This window comes from Psychrosphaera sp. 1_MG-2023 (genome assembly GCF_030548245.1).
Classification (GTDB): domain Bacteria; phylum Pseudomonadota; class Gammaproteobacteria; order Enterobacterales; family Alteromonadaceae; genus Psychrosphaera; species Psychrosphaera algicola.
The window spans coordinates 136934-155624 of sequence record NZ_JAUORW010000013.1; the positions used below are offsets into that span (position 1 = coordinate 136934).

The window sequence follows — 18691 nt, forward strand, 5'->3', positions numbered from 1 at the left end:
TTCTACTCCTGAAATTTTATAACCCAACTAAATTGTTCATTTCCATAATTGGTTGCAAAATTGCCATTAAAATAAACATTACCATGCCCGCCATCACTAAGACGATTAACGGTGTTAATAAGCCGAGGCTTATCTTTAATGTTGCATCCATTTCGTTGTCTTGGTTGTCAGCGGCACGGCCTAACATTTGTTCCAATTCACCGGATTTTTCACCACTGCCAATCATGTGTAACATCATCGGAGGAAAAATTTTGGTTTGATCTAACGACCCTTTTAAAGACGAACCCTCTCGAACATTATCTGAGGCGTCTTTCACCCCTTTTTTGATATAACTATTTGTTAACACTTCGCCAGATATCATCATACCTTCCAAAATAGGAACGGCACTTGACGTTAATATACTTAATGTTCGAGCAAAGCGAGCAGTATTAACCCCTAATACGACTCTGCCAATAAGCGGTAAGTTCAATAATAACCGATCAAACTTTAATCTCACTGAGGGCCTTTGCAACATGCGCTGAGCAAAAATCAACAAAGCTAATATGGCGATGACCATAGTAAAGCCGTAAGCAATGATAAAATCACTGACATCTAATAAAAACTGAGTGGTGCCGGGTAAAGCTTGGCCAGAGTCAACAAACTGGCCAACAATTTGTGGTACCACTGACGCTAATAAAAACGAGACGATGCCAATCGCAAATATGGTCAACATCAGTGGGTAAATCATTGCTTGAGTAAGCTGGCTTTTGGTTGCCTGACGCTGTTCGGTGTAATCGGCTAAGCGATTTAATACTTCGTCTAAATGCCCTGACTTTTCACCTGCGGCCACCATAGAGCGAAACAAATGATCAAAGATATATGGAAATTCTTTCATCCCATCGGCAAGCGTATAACCTTCTACTACCTTGGAGCGAATGGCCATTACGGTACGTTTTAATCTTGGTTTGTCACATTGTTCAGCAACCGCTAATAATGCGGCTTCAATGGTCAGCGCAGAACCTACTAATGTTGCTAATTGGCGAGTGATAAGGGCCAAATCATTGGCGGATATTTTAGGCTGAAAGAGGCTAATTCCGGCTGCTGTTTGTTTTTCTTTTTGGCTTGCTTGAGTGACTTCAAGCGGCACTAACCCTTTTTCACGCAATTGCTGGCGAATTTGTTTTGCTGTATCCGCTTCCAAAATGCCTTTTTTGGTTTTGCCTTTGCCATCAAGTGCTTTGTATTCAAACGCCGCCATTATTCGTCCTCACGCGTAACACGCAGCACTTCTTCTAATGTAGTAACACCTGCGGTAACTTTAGCAAAGCCGTCGTCTCGTATACTTGGGGTGATCTTACGTACATATTTTTCAATAACTTGTTCGCCCTGACCATTGTGGATCAGTTCTCTTACATGTTCATCGACAATTAATAATTCATGGATACCCACTCGTCCGCGATAACCGGAGAAATTACACTTATCGCATCCTTTTGGATGATACAAGCTGCCCTCATGATCCTCAGACCAACCTAGTAAAGCTAATTCTGCAGCATCTGGTGAATAAGGCACTTTACATTCTGAACACAATGTTCGGACTAGTCGTTGCGCTAATACCGCTAATAAACTCGAAGATAATAAGAAAGGTTCAATGCCCATGTCTTCCATTCGAGTAATCGCGCCAGTGGCGGTATTGGTATGTAGCGTTGAAATAACTAAGTGACCGGTAAGTGAGGCTTGAACGGCAATTTCAGCAGTGACTAGATCTCGTATCTCACCTATCATAACGACATCTGGGTCTTGTCGTAAAATGGCTCTGAGTCCGCGGGCAAAGGTCATGTCCACCTTAGTATTAACCTGCGTTTGACCAATGCCTTGCAGTTCATACTCTATCGGATCTTCGACTGTTAAAATGTTTCTGTCTTTGCTGTTAATGTCTGACAGTCCAGCGTACAAGGTGGTACTTTTACCAGAACCGGTTGGTCCCGTAACAAGAATAATTCCGTGGGGTTTACGCAGTAAGTCAGCAAAGTGGGCTTCGTTGGTTTTATCCATCCCCAAATCAGGCAGGTTTAATCGAGCGTTATTTTTATCCAACAAACGCATTACAACCCGTTCGCCATAAGCCGATGGCATTGTCGAAACACGAACATCAATCGCACGACCCGCAATACGAAGGGATATACGACCATCCTGAGGAACACGTTTTTCAGCAATATCGAGTTGCGCCATAACCTTAATACGAGATACTAACAACGAGGCTAATTTACGATTTGGTGATAACACTTCTCGTAACACACCATCGACTCGAAAACGTATAACAAGTTGTTTTTCGAAAGTTTCGATATGTATGTCAGAGGCACCTTCTTTAATCGCTTCCGATAAGGTCGCATTGATTAATTTTATGATTGGCGCGTCGTCTTCGCTTTCAAGTAAATCTTCAGTACCTGGTAACTCCTCTGCAAAAGAAAACAAGTCAACTTCGTTGCCAATGTCTTCCATTAACTGCTGCGTTTCAGAAGCGTTACGCTGATAAGCTTGTTCAAGTTCATGATCAAAAACATCAGGTTGAACAATCTGATAGGGCAATGCACGACCAATAACCCGTCGTACTTCCATTAAAGCGTCAAAATTAGTGTCAGACTTTAATAATAATTTTGGTGTATCTTGTTCAACATGCGACAGCATGACACCAAAGCGTTTGGCAAAACCAAACGGTAATCTCAAGCCATTTAGTTCAGCGTTTGAAACCAAATTAACGCTTGCGTCTAAAGCAGCTTCAGAGTCAGGTGTTAACTCATTAAGCTCAGCTGAAGTTTGGGACATGTTATCTGTTTCAGCTGTCATGTTATTGACCTAAATTAGTGTTGCCTGAACCCGTATTCTCACTCGGTTCTGACTCATCATCTAACATGGTAGGGTCAATACCCTGCTCTTCATCACCATCTTGACTAGGGCCTTGAGGATCCATGTCCTGTTGGTCCATGTAGTCTTCAAAATTTGGTGGCAATGTTAATGTTTCATCCCAGTCCTGCAATACAGGATGACTCGTGAACGGCATTAATGAAATACCATCATCTTCGCGTTTAAGTTGTTCACCACGCATAAAGTTATATTTGCGGCGACTTTCATTAATCATGGTTGAACTGTCGCGAATAATTTGAGGACGGATAAATACCATCAAATTACGTTTACGTTTGGTTGTGCCAGTTGAACGGAATAAATGGCCAAGAATTGGGATATCACCCAACAGAGGTACTTTCTGCACACTTTCTTGAACGTCTTCGTCAATAAGGCCACCAATAACAATTGTTGCACCGTCTTCAGCTAATACTGAGGTTTTAATTGAACGTTTGTTTATGCCAACATCCACTCCAGTTGCACCACTGACACTTGAGACTTCTTGTTCAATTAATAATTGAACAGCAGTACCTTCATTAATTTGTGGTGTCACTTTTAATTTAATACCAACTTCTTTACGCTCAACCGTTTGGAATGGATTGTTATTGCTGCCACTCGCCGCAGAGCCAGTTAGGATTGGAATTTCCGAACCTACTAGGATAGACGCTTCTTCATTATCCAATGTGGTAATTGACGGTGTTGCTAAGATATTTGATTTAGTATCGTTACGAACCGCTTGGATTACCGCGCCCCAGCCACCGTCAACAAATCCAGTTGCAAAACCAGTCATTCCGCTTAGCACTTGAGCTAGACCAGTGTAGTCACCCTGTACTGTGGTTGTTTTAGGCGTGGTGTTTAGGTTGCCGTTTTCGTCAAACCCTTCAACAAGCGTTTCGGTTACTTGGTCACGGGCGGCATACGCGCCACCAGCAACACTGCTTAGTGGTGTTACGCCGTTATTGAACTGAGTAAACCCAGCGTCTTCGCTGCCCCACTGGACACCTAAGTTAATACCGTCACTTTCAAATACTTCAACAATAATCGCTTCGACTAATACTTGCTGACGACGAATATCTAATTGACGGATGATCTGTTCTAACGAACGCATCATGTCAGGTTCAGCGTTAATCACTAATGAATTTGAATCAGGGTGAGCTTGAATTGAATAGTCACGTTTTGCGCTTCTAGAAGATGTTTTTGTCGTGCTACCTTTGCCGTCTGCCGCTAATGAATCTGACACTCCGGTCAATACTTTAACGACTTCTTCTGCTTTAGCATATTTTAAATAATGAACTCGAGTATTACCTGTTGTTTCTAATTCTGCATCGAGCAATTTAATCAGTTCTGATACTTTTTCACGGGCTTTTAATTCGCCGCTAACGATAACGCTATTGGTACGGTCATCTGCAACGATTTTAGGAATAAGAAAATCCGGTTGGTCCTTTTTACCAGCCGATTTATAAATACTTTCAATAATGCGGACAATCTCACTTGCTGATGCAAATTCTAAACGAATAATTTCAACTTTTTGGTCACCTGCACGGTCAACGCGGCTGATGATTTCAACTAAGCGATTTACAGTTGCCGCGGCACCCACAATCATAATAACGTTTGACGGGTCGTAATGAACAACGTGACCACTGCCAGATTGATCGCTCAACTGACGTAATAACGGCGCAAGTTCTCGTACAGATACATTTTTAACCTGTACAACCCGTGTCACCATTTCGTCACCAACACCAGGTGCTTCATCACCTACGACCGGCGTCGGTGAGGTTTTAGCGTCTTTCGCTTTAACGACTTTAAGAATATTGTCGCCCATGTCGATAACCGCAAATCCATAAACGCCTAAGACATTTAGAAAAAAGTGATAATACTGTTCTTCGGTTAACAAATCATAAGATCTAACATTCACTTTACCGCGCACAGACGGATCGATGATGATGGTTTTTTGCAGGATCTTACCAACGATATTGATAAACTCGTTGATGTCTGTCCCTTTAAAATTAGGTGAATATTGGTTAGCGTAAACATTTGTTGTGGTACCAGCAGAAACCATTATCACAACTGTAAAAACAGCAGATACAACCAAACTTTTGGTTTTCTTAACTGTACGCGTCATTAAATTTACGTACTCAGTGGAAACAAATCCCATTACATCAAACTCCGGGGCTATAAAGCCAAAATAATTTCTACAGTGGTATCTTCTCTCAACACCGTAATACTTGCTTCTGTCATCGACCGCAACTCGCGCATCACAGACAGTGCCTGCTTCATGTCGGTGAGATCAAACCCGTTAATATTAACGGCCAGATCATTATGTTTTAGGCCAACTTGTTTAAACAGGCTTGGATCTTTACCTGGTGTCAGTCTATACCCGCGTAATTCGCCGCCTTTTCTGTCGGGACGAATTCGGATGTAGTCCATTAATTTTTTTGGATCGGAGAACAATTGTTCACGTTGCTCTCTTAACGATTTAGACAATTCAACATCGGCACGCTTATCCATTTTTTTCGGCGTGGCTTTGACCTTAGGTCTTTTAACCGTTGGCCTTGCAGTCCCTTTAATAATCTGACTATCTGCTAGTTTTGACGTTTCATCAACCATTTCATCGGCACTGCCAGGGATAGTTGTTGAATATTCTATACCTTCGAGCATTAATGTCTCGTATCGGCCGCTCACAGATAAAATCACACGGTCTAATAAAATCTGGTCAACTTTGGCTTGAGTTTTATCAATTGTTTCGCCAATTCCATAGGTTGACTGATTGCCGGCACTTTCGATGATAGCCACACTCGTTTGGGAGGTACTGCTTGAATTATCAGCGACTAACCCTGTTAACGTCACATTTAGTCGTGTTTTTGGGGCATCGGTGTTGGTTACAACTGGTTTAACAACTTCTGGTACTTTACTTTCGTCACCAAATAAATTTAATTTTAGCAACGCAGACATGTCTAACTGACTCGCTTGTTGAGTCGTCGCATTAGACTTTATGCCGCTCACTGTGACAAATTGGCCCTTACTCGGACTTACAGGAACCAGTTGCCAAACCATATTGGCAACCATGTTGGCGCAATATAGCAACAACATTATCGTCACCAAAATACTTAGCTTTTGTTGTGGCACTTTTTGCCAAAATCGATTGAGCTGCTCAAAAAAGCGAGACGACTCCATTAATAATCTCTCTTAGGATGGTATTTAGAATTTAAAAAAATGCACCATCATCAATAAAAACGAATAAAAAGAACTACTTTAAAACGCGTAGAGTATAACCCTACAAGTAGCGGAAAATCACTAACTATGCTACATTCTGCCGGAATTTTTTTATACCTGCATGAAGTTAACAGTTACATATTATGTCTGAAACAAAAGTACGTCTCGACAAATGGCTTTGGGCCGCACGCTTCTACAAAACTCGTTCTGTAGCTACAGACATGATCAATGGCGGAAAAGTTCATTATAATGGTCAAAGATGTAAAGCTTCAAAGGCGGTAGAGGTTGGAGCAGAAGTGAAGCTACGTCAAGGATATGACGAAAAAACTGTTGTAATTAAAGTTGTTGAACAAAAACGTCAGAACTTTACGGTAGCCCAAACGCTTTATGAAGAAACTCCCGCGAGTATCCTCCATCGAGAAGCGCAACAACTTGCCCGAAGCTCTAGCGCCGCTATGTCACCTCGTCCTGATAAACGTCCTGACAAAAAACAGCGTCGCACCCTAATTAATTTTAAAAATTCAGATAAATTTGAGTAAGCCAAAATGACAGACCAAAACAATCCAGACTTGTTACACCGTTATTTATTCGAAAAGTACCATGTACGTGGTGAATTAGTTCAAATAAATCAAAGTTTTAATTCAATGCTTACCAATCACAATTACCCAGATCCGGTAAAGCGTATATTGGGCGAATTGTTAGCGGTAACGAGTTTAATGACCGCAATGTTAAAATTTGAAGGTGAGATTAGCGTTCAAATTCAAGGTGATGGCCCTTTAAGTTACGCTGTAGTAAATGGTAATAACCACCAGCAACTGCGAGCAACGGCAAAATTCAGCGACGATGTTACCGACGGCGATATTCAACACCTTATTGGCAATGGTTTAATGGTCATCACAATTGCGCCAAAAAATGGCGAGCGTTACCAAGGTGTTGCCGCATTAGATAAGCCGACATTGATGGAGTGTGTTGAGCAATACTTTGTCAGTTCTGAACAATTACAAACTCGAATTTGGTTAGCGACTGATATTTCAGGTGGTGATCATAAAGCCGCTGGGATTTTGCTGCAGGTTCTTCCAGTGGAAGAAAAAGCCAAAGATGACTTCTATCATCTTGAAGCACTAACGCAAACTATAAAAGATGACGAGCTATTAAACTTACCGCCAGAACAAGTGCTGATCAGACTTTATCATGAAGACAATCCAGAAATGTTTGCGCCACAGGAAATTACCTATGAATGTGGTTGTAGCCGTGAAAAAACGGCTAATACCATTCGCCAGTTAACTTTAGAAGACGCAAAAGCGTTGATCGAAGAACGTGGCAACATCGAGATAATCTGTCAGTTTTGTTTAACACCGTATTTGTTTGACAGTATTGACGTTGAAGCGGTATTTAGTGCTTCAAATGAAGAACCTGATTCGATAAATTAGGTCATCGATTGCCACTTTAAAATTGAGTTCAGGCTTTAGCTCCTGAACTCAATTACAGTTTATTTTCTTTTTTCATCGCTTCCGCAAGTTTGGTATTGCCTTCTTTATTTAACGCATTAATCACATTAACTTGGTCAACCCGACTGCGGTTTTGGCTTAACTTACTTTTTGCTTGAATATCTGTGATTTCAATTTCCAACAAAGTGATGGCACGTAACATTTTATCTGGATACTCTGGTTGCCACGGCGCGTCATAATATCGTTCATACTTGTCGGTAAGTTGATTGACTAACTGCGTTAAGCGTTCAGGGTCACGACTTTTAGTCACTTTCCCATAAACATTTACAGCTTGGTAATTCCATGTTGGCACACCGGCTGATTCATACCAGCTAGGCGAAACATAACCGTGTGGACCGCTAAAAGAAACCAGAACAATCTGACCATCTTCAATTTTGGCCTGCGGGTTTTGATTTGCGACGTGACAAATGAGCTTAGTTTTATCAGCATTTAGTAATATTGGTACAAAGGTAACTTCTGGTAAGTTATTAGTTGAACTAATAAGCTGCGCAAAACCATTATTTTCTATAAATTTAAACACGCTGTCGTCTATATCGTGTTTAAAATGTCGAGGTACGTACACAGCAATTCCTTTTTCAATCCAAAATTTTGTTCATAAAGAATAGTACAATCGATTACTTTTCAGCTAACAAATGTTGTATTGCTTTCTCTATTTTAATTTCATCACCAGGACGAAATCCTTGATGAGCGAGTCTAACAATGCCCTTTTTATCAATAAAATACGACGATGGCATCGAACTTACGTCATATAAGCCAGCAACCTTAGCACCGTCATCATAGAGCACTTGATAGCCAACAGAATTGGTTTGCAAAAACGCTAGTGCGAGATCTTTTGATTGGTCCAAGTTAACCGCTATCACCGCAAAACCCTGATCTTTGTATTTGGAATGCAACTTATCTAATTTAGGAAACGACTCAATACAGGGTTTACACCAACTTGCCCAAAAGTCTAAGTAGACTACTTTTCCTTTATAATCTGACAGGGTTATTGTTTGATCTGAGACTAAACTAGACAACGAAAATGCCGCTGCGGGCTCTCCTTTCGTTACTGCTTTTCCACAACCTGACAAAAATACAAAAACCATTAACACTATTTTTAATTTCATTATCTTCTTCTTTTGGCAGTTAATTAGGCAAAAAATGCGATTCATTGCAGGTTATGCACTATTTATGACATATTCCACTCCGATATTAAAATGTAAAATGCTCTTTTTAATTTTATAAAAGTTCGTTATGAAAAGATTACTCGCGACATGCCTACTCACCACACTTTTAGTTAGTTGTGGCAATAAAGAACCAGAAGCTTCAACCCAAACTTCCGTTGATCAAAACTTAATTCGTGCTCATCTTGAGTTCCTCGCGGACGATCTGCTCGAAGGTCGAGATACAGGAAGCAGAGGTTACGAACTAGCCGCACATTATGTTGAAAAAGAATTTACAAAAATCGGTTTATCGCCAGCTGGTGACGAAGGGTCATTTCAGCAACGAGTTCCATTTCGTAAAACATACTTAAATCAACAAACGACAAATGCTGTTATTGAAATTGATGGCAAAAAAGTTACGCTTGATTACCCTGAACAATACATGATGGGTGGCTCTGCGAATTCAGCTCACACGGCAGTTTCGGCAAAAGCGGTTTTTGTTGGTTACGGTTTGGTCGCTGAAGAATTTGATTATAACGATTACGAAGGACTGGATGTTAAAGGCAAAATAGTTGTCAGCCTATCTGGTCGCCCTACAAGCTGGCCTTCTGAAGAAGGGGCTCATCTTGCTTCTAGTAAAGAAAAGAAGCGTTATGCTGCAGAGCGCGGTGCGGTGGGTTTTGTTACGCTACATACACCTAAACGTGAAAAAGTACGTTCTTATACTACGTCACTTAACTACCTTCGTGTCCCTTCGATGAAATGGTTAAATAGCAACAACGAGCCGTTTGGTGAATACAAACAATTAAAAGGTGGCGCTTATTTTAATCTTTCAGCTGGCAAAGTATTGTTCGAAAATGCAGAGCAAAGCTTAGAAGAGATTTTCCAACTTGATACCGACGACAAACCTATTAAAGGGTTTCCACTGAACGCAACTTTGTCTTTAGCAAAAGATTCTCGCCATGAAGAAGTCTCGGCTCCAAACATTATTGCTGTTTTACCTGGCTCAGATCCGAAATTAAAAGATGAGTATGTTGTCTTTACTGCGCATTTAGATCACATAGGTTTTGCGCAGGATGTGACTAAAAAAGACAGAATAAATAACGGTGCGATGGATAATGCCTCAGGTGTTTCTGTGTTATTAGAAACCGCTCGTGTATTAAGTAAATCTAACCCTCGTCGCTCAATACTATTTACCGTTGTGGCTGCAGAAGAAAAAGGTCTATTAGGCGCAAACTATTTTACAAATAACCCAACAATTCCGTTAAATCAGATGGTGGCTAACATTAATTTAGATATGCCTGTTTTACTTTATGATTTTGCCGATATTATCGCGTTTGGTGCAAACCACAGCACAATGGGCGACATCGTAGAACAAGCGGCAGGTCAATTGGGTATTGGTCTAAGTCCTGACCCAATGCCACAGCAAGCGATATTTACCCGTTCTGACCACTATAACTTTGTTAAAAAAGGTATACCGTCAGTATTTTTGATGACCGGTTTCAAATCTAAAACAGAAGGTGAAGATGGCGGTAAAGTTTGGGGCGACTTTTTTGCTAACCATTATCATCAACCATCTGACTCATTAGATTTACCGATTAACTATAATGCCGCTGAAATGTTTGCCGACGTAAACATTCGTATTGGTCTTGCTGTCGCTAATAGTGACGACAAGCCTAAATGGCTTCCAGAAAGCTTCTTTGGCCGTACATTTAGTTCTTCTAAGTAACATTTTATAAGCCGTCACATCCAGTGACGGCTTATATGAGTTGTTCCATACTACTTACTGCCGATATGAACCGACCCATGTCGTTGGTCTGCAATATCTCTAATTTGAACGAAGTTATCTCGGTATGACATAAGTTTGTTTGCCACTTCAAAGTTACCCGCTGATTTTGCGAAGTCGGCCACATTCATTCCGTTGCAATAAAGCTTATTCGCAACTAAACGATAGTTTTTACTCGTGAGAACAGTCGGTGTGAAATCCGCCACCTGTCGATGCATTTTAAATTTACTTGCCGTTGCTGCAGCCAAACACAATTGGCTTTCCGGTGAATTGTCAGCAGCTTCATATTCCGACGCTACACTCGCACCTACAAAAGTCATAGACAATACAATCACGCTTACTCCATATTTTACGATACCCATATTTTTCTCCTCAGAAATAGTGTTTTACCAGGTCGCATATACATAGTGGCGGAAAGTGAGAAAAAGGTTGTTAATGTTCTATGAACGAATGTAACGAGTTATTTCGTTACAATTAGATGAATTTTTATCTAATCGAATAAACACAAGAGGTTGGCTGAATTTTGGCCAGTGGTCTGACAAAAGACTTTTTACATTTAGGGTCGAAAAATCAGAAAAATAAATGGACTAAAAATTAATATTTATAGTTATTCGCTTAAATCAGATAACTATTCACCACTTGTGTATTTGAAAATGAGGAATGGCTATTGGTCGAAAATATTGATGTTTTGATACCGAGCAAAAAAAAACGCAACCGTAGTTGCGTTTTTTTGGGTCGAGAAAACATTAAGCAGATTTCAAAATTGGCTCATCGACACCGTTATTGGTCAACAACTCCATATCAAACGTATATTCGTCAACTGCGATAGCTAATTTACGTTTCACGTCGTATTGAAGTAACTCGTCTTTTTCATCAACTGATATAACGTGAACTTCAGCAGCTGCTAATACAAGTTCTTCAAACGTTAACTGTTTAACCAGTTTACCAGCACGAACGGCTTGTTTCATTTTATCCAGCAATGGTAAAACCGCAAGCTTAGCTTCATATGCTTCAGTTAGAACACTAAAGCCATCTCGACCTTTCATGCTAACAAGGTGAGTTAACTCTTTCTTAGCGCCGTCGTTTTTCAACGTTGCGTCAGACAACGTTGTGATCATTTTGTCTGATACCTTAGTTTTGCTCATAAATGGCATACCTAATTTAAGACTCAACCAATTAGCAACTAAACGGTTAGGGAAGTTATCTGAATAAGCCGTTAACGCTTCTTCAGCACGCTGTAATGCCCAAGTTGTACCGTATTCGAAATATGGTTTTAGCGCTTCACGATTGTCACTTTGGGTATAAAACTTAATGTTACCCATCGCCATAAATAAATAGCTAAGCATGTCACCTAAACGAGCAGATAGCATTTCTTTACGTTTTAAATCGCCGCCTAACACCAATAATGCAAAGTCTGATTGCACTGCAAGAATCGCTGACAAACGATTGATTCGAGTTTCAAATTCGTTAACCATTTTGTCTGGGTTTTTGCCTTTACCAAAACCTGGTAAATAACCTGAACCAACGCCTCGGAAAAAGTTTTTAATACTGTATCCGATTGTGCTCTTAAACAGTTTATTAAACTGTTTGTCTGCATCCGGCTCTTCTGAGTGAATAGCAGTGATCAAATCTTGTACATGTGGGTGACAACGAGTTGCCCCCTGACCAAATATCATTAAGTTACGAGTTAAGATATTGGCGCCTTCAACAGTGATACCAATTGGCGTCGCAAAGTAAGCTGTTGCCAATACGTTATTTGGCCCCATTTGAATTGCTTTACCCGCTTGCGTATCCATTGCAGCTTGCAGAGTCGTACGACCCATTTCTGTCATATGATATTTTGCAATCGCTGTGATAACTGAAGGTTTAAAGCCTAAATCGAGCGAATTAAGCACTAAGTGACGCATCGCTTCTAAATTAAATGTCAAACCACCAATCAACGCAAGTTGCTCTTGAATACCTTCAAACTTACCGATTGGCATGCCGAACTGTTCACGAATTGCTGCGTATTCAGACGTTGATTTAAGTGCTGCATGGCCTGTTGCACAGCCGTTTGCTGGTAATGAAACGCCACGACCTGCACCTAAACATGCAACTAGCATCTGCCAACCTTTACCGACATTTTTTTCGCCGCCGATAACAAAATCCATCGGCACAAATACGTCGTTGCCACGTGTCGTACCATTATAAAAATTAACGCCTAGTGGCTTATGACGGTTTCCAATCTCAACACCTTCATAATCGCTAGGAAGTAATAGACAAGTGATCCCTAAGTCTGCTTCGCCGCCTAATAACCCTTCCGGGTCAAAAACTTTAACAGCCAAACCAAGGACAGTCGCAATTGGTGCTAACGTAATATAACGTTTATCCCAGGTACAACTTAACCCAATAACTTCTTCGCCATCGACAACTTGTTTCGTAACAATCGCACGATCTGGAATACCACCGGCATCAGAACCTGCTTCTGGGCTAGTTAATGCAAAACATGGAATATCTCGACCATCAACTAAGCGTGGTAAATAGTGGTCTTTTTGTTCTTTAGTACCAAAGTGCGCTAATAACTCACCTGGGCCTAACGAGTTAGGTACCATTACTGTGGTTGCTATTGGGTTACTTTTCGTCGAAATAGACGCAACAATAGTAGATGATGCATAAGCACTAAATTCTAAGCCGCCGTATTCCTTTGGAATAATGAATGAGAAAAACTTATTGTCTTTCAAAAATTGTAAAACACGAGGTGGGATATGGATACTGTCATGTACTTCCATATCATCTAACATCATTAGCAACTCAGACAATGGTCCGTCAATGAAGGCTTGTTCTTCTTCAGTCAGTTTTGACGGTGCTGTTTGCAACAATGTATCGAAATCAGGCTTACCTTGATAGATAGAGGCCTCAATCCAAGTATCACCTGCGTCTAATGCTTCCTGCTCAGTACGAGAAATTTCTGGAAGAATTTTTTTGAATTTTTGTCTTAGGCTCATGTTCCGCCCCTTTATCTATCTGTTAACTGAAAATCAGTAAAATAATTGTGCCGTGATTAATTAGTATAGCTGATCTACGGCTCAACTGGTACGATGTCTTACCAGTCTATTCATATTTGACAATAATGCAACATAAAATTTGCTCAAATGAATAAAAAACATACAACTATTTATCCACTTACAAAGCTTATCTTGCTGAAATAGTACAGTTTTTGGCAAGTACAGTTCATATTTTACTAATTCAGTCTTAATCTAAGAAAATCACTTTTAAGTTAAAATATTATTAAAAAATGTCATTTTCTAGGATAAATAGCCGAGCAAAACGGGGGGTTGATGCACCAGAGGTGGTCATTGAGGTGCATATTTCAAATGGATTACCCGGATTTCAAATTGTTGGTTTAGCTGAGACTTCTGTTAGAGAGGCACGAGATCGAGTCCGTAGTGCAATAATTAATAGTCAGTTTAAATTTCCACAAACAAAAATTACGGTCAATTTAGCCCCCGCTGATCTGAAAAAAGAAGGTGGTCGTTTTGACTTACCTATCGCCATTGGCATACTTGCCGCTACGGGACAATTGCGCGCCGATAAACTTCATGATTTCGAATTTTATGGAGAGCTTGGTTTAAAGGGCGATATTCGCGCGATCATAGGTGAAATACCCACGGCTATTCAATGTGCAAAACTGGGTCGAACGTGTGTACTACCAGAATCGAATGCTCAACAGGCAAGTGTGATCTCTAATATAAAGTTATTAGCGACAAACAACCTATTATCTCTTTACCAGCAACTTAATGGCCAAGACCTTGAGCTCTATGTTGATATGCAACAAGCCGAAGACAATGGACTTCACCCCATAAACCACCAAGATCTCAATGATGTCATAGGCCAGGCTGCGGCAAAACGGGCTTTGGCCATTGCCGCCGCAGGCTCTCATAACCTACTTTTTGTTGGCCCGCCGGGTACGGGAAAATCCATGCTAGCACAACGAATGACAACCATTATGCCAACAATGACAGAACAAGAAGCACTAGAAACCGCTGCCATATATTCTATTTGTGGCAAGCCCGTTACTGCCAGCAACTTATTTGAGCGCCCTTTTCGCTCACCTCACCATACATGCAGCGGTGTCGCTCTTGTGGGCGGCGGTAGTTCTCCGAGACCCGGGGAAATTAGTCTTTCCCATAACGGTATTTTGTTTCTTGATGAATTGCCAGAATTTGACCGAAAGGTACTTGATGTATTGCGCGAGCCGATGGAAACAGGATCAGTTTGCATATCACGGGCATCACAACAGGCAGAGTTTCCAGCCCGTTTTCAACTCGTGGCCGCTCTAAACCCGAGCCCAACGGGGAGCATTGACGATGGTCGAATGACCCACGATCAAATTTTAAAATATCTGAATAAAATATCAGGGCCATTTTTAGACCGCATTGATTTACAAGTGGATGTTCCGACACTGCCTAAAGGCACGCTAACGGCGAGCACAAACAATGAAGTTTCAAGTGCCGAAATCAAAGCACATGTGCTTGCAGCGAGAGAATTAATGCTGCGACGGCAGGGTAAAGCAAATGCGCTATTATCAAATAAAGAACTTAATCAGTTTTGTCCATTAACTGAGGCTGATTCAGAATTTTTGGAATCAACATTAGAAAAACTAAAAATGAGTATTAGGGCGTTTCACCGGATCATTAAAGTCGCAAGAACCATTGCTGACTTAGAACAATGTGAGGAAATAAAACGAGTACATTTAAGCGAAGCGTTAAGTTACCGGGCTTTAGAACGACTTATTCGTCGTATCAGCTAGATAAGATTTTTAGATTTTAACCAGTTAAAACAGTCTGTTAACATATACTCTACAGTGACCGTGTTGTCGTAACTTAAATCGCGTACTGCTTTGTCACTTTTCGCCACGACCCGTTTTGAAACCATGGTGGCCTTTTCAGGTGTCATGTCGGGTTCTTTGTTTGTAATTAACGATAGCAAATAAGATGACTTCCCAAGCGCCATTAAAACAAGTTCCGGCACTGTCCGTTTTGGGGTGGGTTTATCTAACATAACCCCTATTTTTGTTACAACGTCTAAAAAGCTGTGATCGACACCCGCAAGAATGTAATTTTCACCCTTCTTGCCGTTTTCCACTGCATTAATATGTGCTTGTGCGACTGCTGATACATGACAGTACGAACCTTCACCTTTAGGTACGCCTGGCAATCGCCCTTCATTAACCATTAAAAATAACTGTGCCCAATTATGCCGATCGTATTTTCCGATGATTGCACACGGATTTAAAATCACCGCATCGAGCCGTCCCTGTTCGACTTTGTTTTTAATCAGTTGTTCACCTAAATATTTCGTTTTCAGATAATTAACACCACTAGTAAGTGCCTTACTTGGCGTGCTTTCATCAATTACAGAGTCGTGAAACCCAAAAGCTGATATTGACGACGTATGAATAAATCGACCTACACCTTTTAATATTGCAACTTCACTTAATATATCAGTCGCAACAACATTAGTTTGGTATTGCCTATCGTTATTCTTTTGCCACATATTTGTATCGCCTGCGACATGAAACACGACATCAACATCCTCTGGAAATACGATTTTGAGTGTTTCTTTATCCACTAAGTCACTGACAATCAAGTTAACATCTAGTTCTTGCAAGTCGGTAAGATCAGAGCTTTTTCGGTGTAACACGGATACTCGCCAGTCCTGCTCAATTAGCTGCAATATAATATTAATGCCTAAAAACCCACTCCCGCCTGTGACTAACGCATGACGTTTCATACTATTTCAACCTTCTTCATGTTTAGACTTTGTATTCTCACATCGTAGATACGCGCGCCATTCCTGTTCGAAATCGATCATTCGCTTATGTCTGGCCGAATTGAGATGACCTGCCTGTTCTTGTTCGGTCGCAAAAGGTCCTGCTTTACAATAACGACAGCCAGTATTGGTATAATCAATATTTTGAATTAGCTGATTACTAATTGTATGTTGTTCAATGGGAGACCAAGCATAGGTATAGGCTTTTGTTCCTTTTATAACCTTATCTCTATCGACGTTACGTAGGGTATAGCCTGTAAAGCGTCCCGCATCAAATTCCGACTTACCTAAATAACTTAAAGGCAAGTTGTCTATTAGTGTCGTTTCAATATTCCAATCGATATATGGCTTTACATCTTTTGACGTAATGTAGATCAGATTAGCACCGCCTTCCCTTAAGCCGTACTTTGTAGCGTACATTAAAAATTTCCTCAACAATATTCGGTTTCTAATATTGATTGAAGGCCCATTATTGAACGACAGCTCGGAACCAACAGCGGGCAACAGCGGAAACTGAAATATCACTACATCGTAGTGGTTCGGCAGTAGCAACTTCCAACTGTCCTGCGAGGTAACATCAAACTGATATTTGCAATCAATATCCAGTCGCTGTAAACCACCGATCCCATTGGTTTGATATTTTGCTAAAACCTTACCCTTTGTATCAAGAACGGTTGGGGTGACAAGTTTAACAAAGTCGTTGTTAATCATAGATAAAGAGAAACTTAAATCCCCGTCACCAACTGTTAGTACTCGCCAGTCTTTTTCTAAAATCATCATTAATATAGGGTTAACTCAGGGACATTATCCCACTTTAAAAGAAGAACTTATTTCAAATTCAAAAAATGCGCTAAATTTTAATTAGCTCGGAAAACCATCAAAGTCTTTAGCGTTGCACTCGTCCTTAGACCAACTTGCCTTTTCAGCAACAAAAATATTGGCTTGTAATTTTGTTCCTATCTTCGAATCCAAACTACCTGCAGGTACTATTAATGAGGTGTTTCGTTTATTGATAAAAGGCAACGCAGACCCACAATGACGACAAAATGACTTAGAGAATTCCCGTTATTTGTCTTCAAAATGACTAATAGAATCTATACCTTTGATCCAGTTGATATTTTCAATAGAAGTAAATAAGTTGGAAGCAAATGCACTGCCTGTAAGCTTTTGACATTGTTTGCAATGGCATTGATAAAACGTCTTAAACTCAGATTTAAGTTCAAATTGAACTTCACCACATAGACACCCACCAGATAATACATCGCTCATTTTAGCTTCCTACTAATTTAGTTATTGAAAAACAACAAAATGCACATTTACATTCCGTCATCATTTTACTTATTTATTATGCCAACTTCCGTTGTAACTTCATTTTGTCTCAATTAAAGTAATAATCCAAAACAAAATTAATATAAGGAAATATAATGAAGCTTTACGGATTATTTATTGTTCTCCTCACAAGTAGCAGCGTATTTGCAAAAACTAAACTTATCGAAAATGACAAACCTTACAATATAAACGTTGAACAACTGCAAAACATTTTTAATAAAATAATCGAAGACCCTGAAGTGCAGATAGATGATCAGCTTTTTCATGGCGGTCAAACTTGGAAATCTACTTGGAAATTTAGCGTCCGTGGTCATGGCAGAAAGTGCCGACTAAAAAACTTAAAAATGCAGTTGGCTATTCGGTACCCGTTGCCAACGCTAGATAAACCCCTTGCAAATCCAAGTGAACAAAAAGCATGGGAACAGTATCAAGACGCACTTAAAAAACATCAACTAGGTCATAAAAAAATTGCTCTGGAAATCACAGAGACAGTACAAACTGAATTAAAGGCAATTCGTGGATTTAGAAGCTGTGACGAACTCGAAAAATTAACCTGGGAACACGGCTCCGAAGCGTTTAATACCATTTTGGTTAAATATCTGATCTAATATGGCTAGGTTCATCATAGTGGAATATTCGAAAATTGGCTCATACATCACAGTCACTATTAGCTCTTTCAAGAAAGGAGCCCAATGCAAGAAAACGAATGAGATTATTGGCTGTTTCCCATTTTGTCGCCGGGGAAAGTAGAACAAGCATCGCTAGACGTCTTAATGTCGCAAGAGGTAGCGTGAACTTGTGGGTCCAAAACTACCTAGCCGATGGTCTTGCTGGCTTAGAAAACAAACCTATATCCGGACGCCCAAGAAAATTGACAAGTAAGCAGCTGGCAATTTTAACCCAATTTATTAGTAAACGATCGACGTCTGAACAAGGCGGGAGATTAACCGGCTCAGATATTCGAGATTTTATCGACAATGAATTTAATGTCCGTTTCAATCTAAGTCATGTCTACAGTGTAATAC

At 40.3% G+C, this 18691-nt stretch carries 16 protein-coding genes and 1 pseudogene; 6 read left to right on the forward strand and 11 right to left on the reverse strand.

Translation table 11 applies throughout. From position 1 onward, the window contains the following. Nucleotides 1-16: 16 nt before the first annotated feature. The 4 genes from gspF to gspC form a co-directional block, all read right to left on the reverse strand. Nucleotides 17-1237, reverse strand: coding sequence for a type II secretion system inner membrane protein GspF (gene gspF, locus Q4575_RS13640; RefSeq protein ID WP_303523239.1), 1221 nt, complete (start codon nt 1235-1237; stop codon nt 17-19). Further along, on the reverse strand, nt 1237-2823 hold the full coding sequence (gene gspE / locus Q4575_RS13645; RefSeq protein ID WP_303523240.1) for a type II secretion system ATPase GspE: 1587 nt from the start codon (nt 2821-2823) through the stop codon (nt 1237-1239). The genes gspF and gspE overlap by 1 nt, the downstream gene beginning before the upstream one ends. Before the next feature lies 1 nt (nt 2824). Further along, a complete protein-coding gene (gspD, locus tag Q4575_RS13650; protein WP_252736876.1) occupies nt 2825-4936 on the reverse strand; it encodes a type II secretion system secretin GspD in 2112 nt (703 codons plus the stop codon). Between the two features lie 113 nt (nt 4937-5049). Then, a complete protein-coding gene (gene gspC / locus Q4575_RS13655; RefSeq protein WP_303523241.1) occupies nt 5050-6051 on the reverse strand; it encodes a type II secretion system protein GspC in 1002 nt (333 codons plus the stop codon). A gap of 182 nt (nt 6052-6233) precedes the next feature. On the opposite strand from gspC, the gene hslR reads away from it, so the two are divergent. Continuing rightward, entirely contained in the window at nt 6234-6629 is a 396-nt protein-coding gene (gene hslR, locus Q4575_RS13660; RefSeq protein WP_215964167.1) for a ribosome-associated heat shock protein Hsp15, read from the forward strand. 6 nt (nt 6630-6635) lie between these two features. Then, complete coding sequence (gene hslO, locus Q4575_RS13665) at nt 6636-7520, forward strand: Hsp33 family molecular chaperone HslO (protein WP_215964166.1); 885 nt, start codon at nt 6636-6638, stop codon at nt 7518-7520. A gap of 52 nt (nt 7521-7572) precedes the next feature. Here the strand turns inward: hslO and Q4575_RS13670 are convergent, their stop codons facing one another. Further along, a complete protein-coding gene (locus Q4575_RS13670) occupies nt 7573-8160 on the reverse strand; it encodes an FMN-binding negative transcriptional regulator (RefSeq protein WP_215964165.1) in 588 nt (195 codons plus the stop codon). A 52-nt stretch (nt 8161-8212) separates the two neighbouring features. Beyond that, nucleotides 8213-8704 (reverse strand): TlpA disulfide reductase family protein, encoded by a 492-nt coding sequence (locus tag Q4575_RS13675; protein ID WP_303523242.1) that lies wholly within the window; start codon nt 8702-8704, stop codon nt 8213-8215. A gap of 127 nt (nt 8705-8831) precedes the next feature. On the opposite strand from Q4575_RS13675, the gene Q4575_RS13680 reads away from it, so the two are divergent. Continuing rightward, entirely contained in the window at nt 8832-10469 is a 1638-nt protein-coding gene (locus Q4575_RS13680) for a M28 family metallopeptidase (RefSeq protein ID WP_303523243.1), read from the forward strand. 50 nt (nt 10470-10519) lie between these two features. Here the strand turns inward: Q4575_RS13680 and Q4575_RS13685 are convergent, their stop codons facing one another. Next, nucleotides 10520-10888 (reverse strand): DUF3718 domain-containing protein, encoded by a 369-nt coding sequence (locus Q4575_RS13685; protein ID WP_215964162.1) that lies wholly within the window; start codon nt 10886-10888, stop codon nt 10520-10522. 384 nt (nt 10889-11272) lie between these two features. Then, nucleotides 11273-13510, reverse strand: coding sequence for an acyl-CoA dehydrogenase (locus tag Q4575_RS13690; RefSeq protein WP_215964161.1), 2238 nt, complete (start codon nt 13508-13510; stop codon nt 11273-11275). Between the two features lie 290 nt (nt 13511-13800). Between Q4575_RS13690 and Q4575_RS13695 the strand changes: the two genes are divergently transcribed. Beyond that, nucleotides 13801-15315 carry a YifB family Mg chelatase-like AAA ATPase gene (locus Q4575_RS13695; protein ID WP_303523244.1) on the forward strand — a complete coding sequence of 505 codons (1515 nt, stop codon included), beginning with the start codon at nt 13801-13803 and terminating at the stop codon, nt 15313-15315. Here Q4575_RS13695 and Q4575_RS13700 read toward each other — a convergent pair. From Q4575_RS13700 to Q4575_RS13710, 3 genes and pseudogenes are all read right to left on the reverse strand, one after another. Next, nucleotides 15312-16298: an NAD-dependent epimerase/dehydratase family protein gene (locus Q4575_RS13700; RefSeq protein ID WP_303523245.1), complete on the reverse strand. Its 987-nt coding sequence runs from the start codon at nt 16296-16298 to the stop codon at nt 15312-15314. The two genes, Q4575_RS13695 and Q4575_RS13700, sit on opposite strands and share 4 nt — an antisense overlap. A gap of 6 nt (nt 16299-16304) precedes the next feature. Next, nucleotides 16305-17117 carry a Rossmann-like fold-containing protein gene (locus Q4575_RS13705; protein WP_303523246.1) on the reverse strand — a complete coding sequence of 271 codons (813 nt, stop codon included), beginning with the start codon at nt 17115-17117 and terminating at the stop codon, nt 16305-16307. An 81-nt stretch (nt 17118-17198) separates the two neighbouring features. After that, nucleotides 17199-17606 (reverse strand): annotated as a pseudogene (locus Q4575_RS13710) (GFA family protein). 155 nt (nt 17607-17761) lie between these two features. Between Q4575_RS13710 and Q4575_RS13715 the strand changes: the two are divergent. Both Q4575_RS13715 and Q4575_RS13720 read left to right on the forward strand, forming a co-directional pair. Next, a complete protein-coding gene (locus Q4575_RS13715) occupies nt 17762-18274 on the forward strand; it encodes a DUF922 domain-containing protein (protein WP_303523247.1) in 513 nt (170 codons plus the stop codon). Between the two features lie 98 nt (nt 18275-18372). Beyond that, on the forward strand, nt 18373-18691 hold a 319-nt coding region (locus tag Q4575_RS13720; protein WP_303523248.1), incomplete at its 3' end, for a helix-turn-helix domain-containing protein.

Bases quoted from the DNA above. Each gene is read 5' to 3' on its own strand.
- hslR (WP_215964167.1), top strand. From the start codon at position 6,234: ATGTCTGAAACAAAAGTACGTCTCGACAAATGGCTTTGGGCCGCACGC.
- Q4575_RS13675 (WP_303523242.1), bottom strand. From the start codon at position 8,704: ATGAAATTAAAAATAGTGTTAATGGTTTTTGTATTTTTGTCAGGTTGT.
- Q4575_RS13685 (WP_215964162.1), bottom strand. From the start codon at position 10,888: ATGGGTATCGTAAAATATGGAGTAAGCGTGATTGTATTGTCTATGACT.
- Q4575_RS13705 (WP_303523246.1), bottom strand. From the start codon at position 17,117: ATGATGATTTTAGAAAAAGACTGGCGAGTACTAACAGTTGGTGACGGG.
- Q4575_RS13715 (WP_303523247.1), top strand. From the start codon at position 17,762: ATGAAGCTTTACGGATTATTTATTGTTCTCCTCACAAGTAGCAGCGTA.
- Q4575_RS13680 (WP_303523243.1), top strand. From the start codon at position 8,832: ATGAAAAGATTACTCGCGACATGCCTACTCACCACACTTTTAGTTAGT.
- gspE (WP_303523240.1), bottom strand. From the start codon at position 2,823: ATGACAGCTGAAACAGATAACATGTCCCAAACTTCAGCTGAGCTTAAT.
- Q4575_RS13700 (WP_303523245.1), bottom strand. From the start codon at position 16,298: ATGAAACGTCATGCGTTAGTCACAGGCGGGAGTGGGTTTTTAGGCATT.
- gspC (WP_303523241.1), bottom strand. From the start codon at position 6,051: ATGGAGTCGTCTCGCTTTTTTGAGCAGCTCAATCGATTTTGGCAAAAA.
- hslO (WP_215964166.1), top strand. From the start codon at position 6,636: ATGACAGACCAAAACAATCCAGACTTGTTACACCGTTATTTATTCGAA.
- gspF (WP_303523239.1), bottom strand. From the start codon at position 1,237: ATGGCGGCGTTTGAATACAAAGCACTTGATGGCAAAGGCAAAACCAAA.
- Q4575_RS13695 (WP_303523244.1), top strand. From the start codon at position 13,801: ATGTCATTTTCTAGGATAAATAGCCGAGCAAAACGGGGGGTTGATGCA.
- Q4575_RS13690 (WP_215964161.1), bottom strand. From the start codon at position 13,510: ATGAGCCTAAGACAAAAATTCAAAAAAATTCTTCCAGAAATTTCTCGT.
- gspD (WP_252736876.1), bottom strand. From the start codon at position 4,936: ATGGTTTCTGCTGGTACCACAACAAATGTTTACGCTAACCAATATTCA.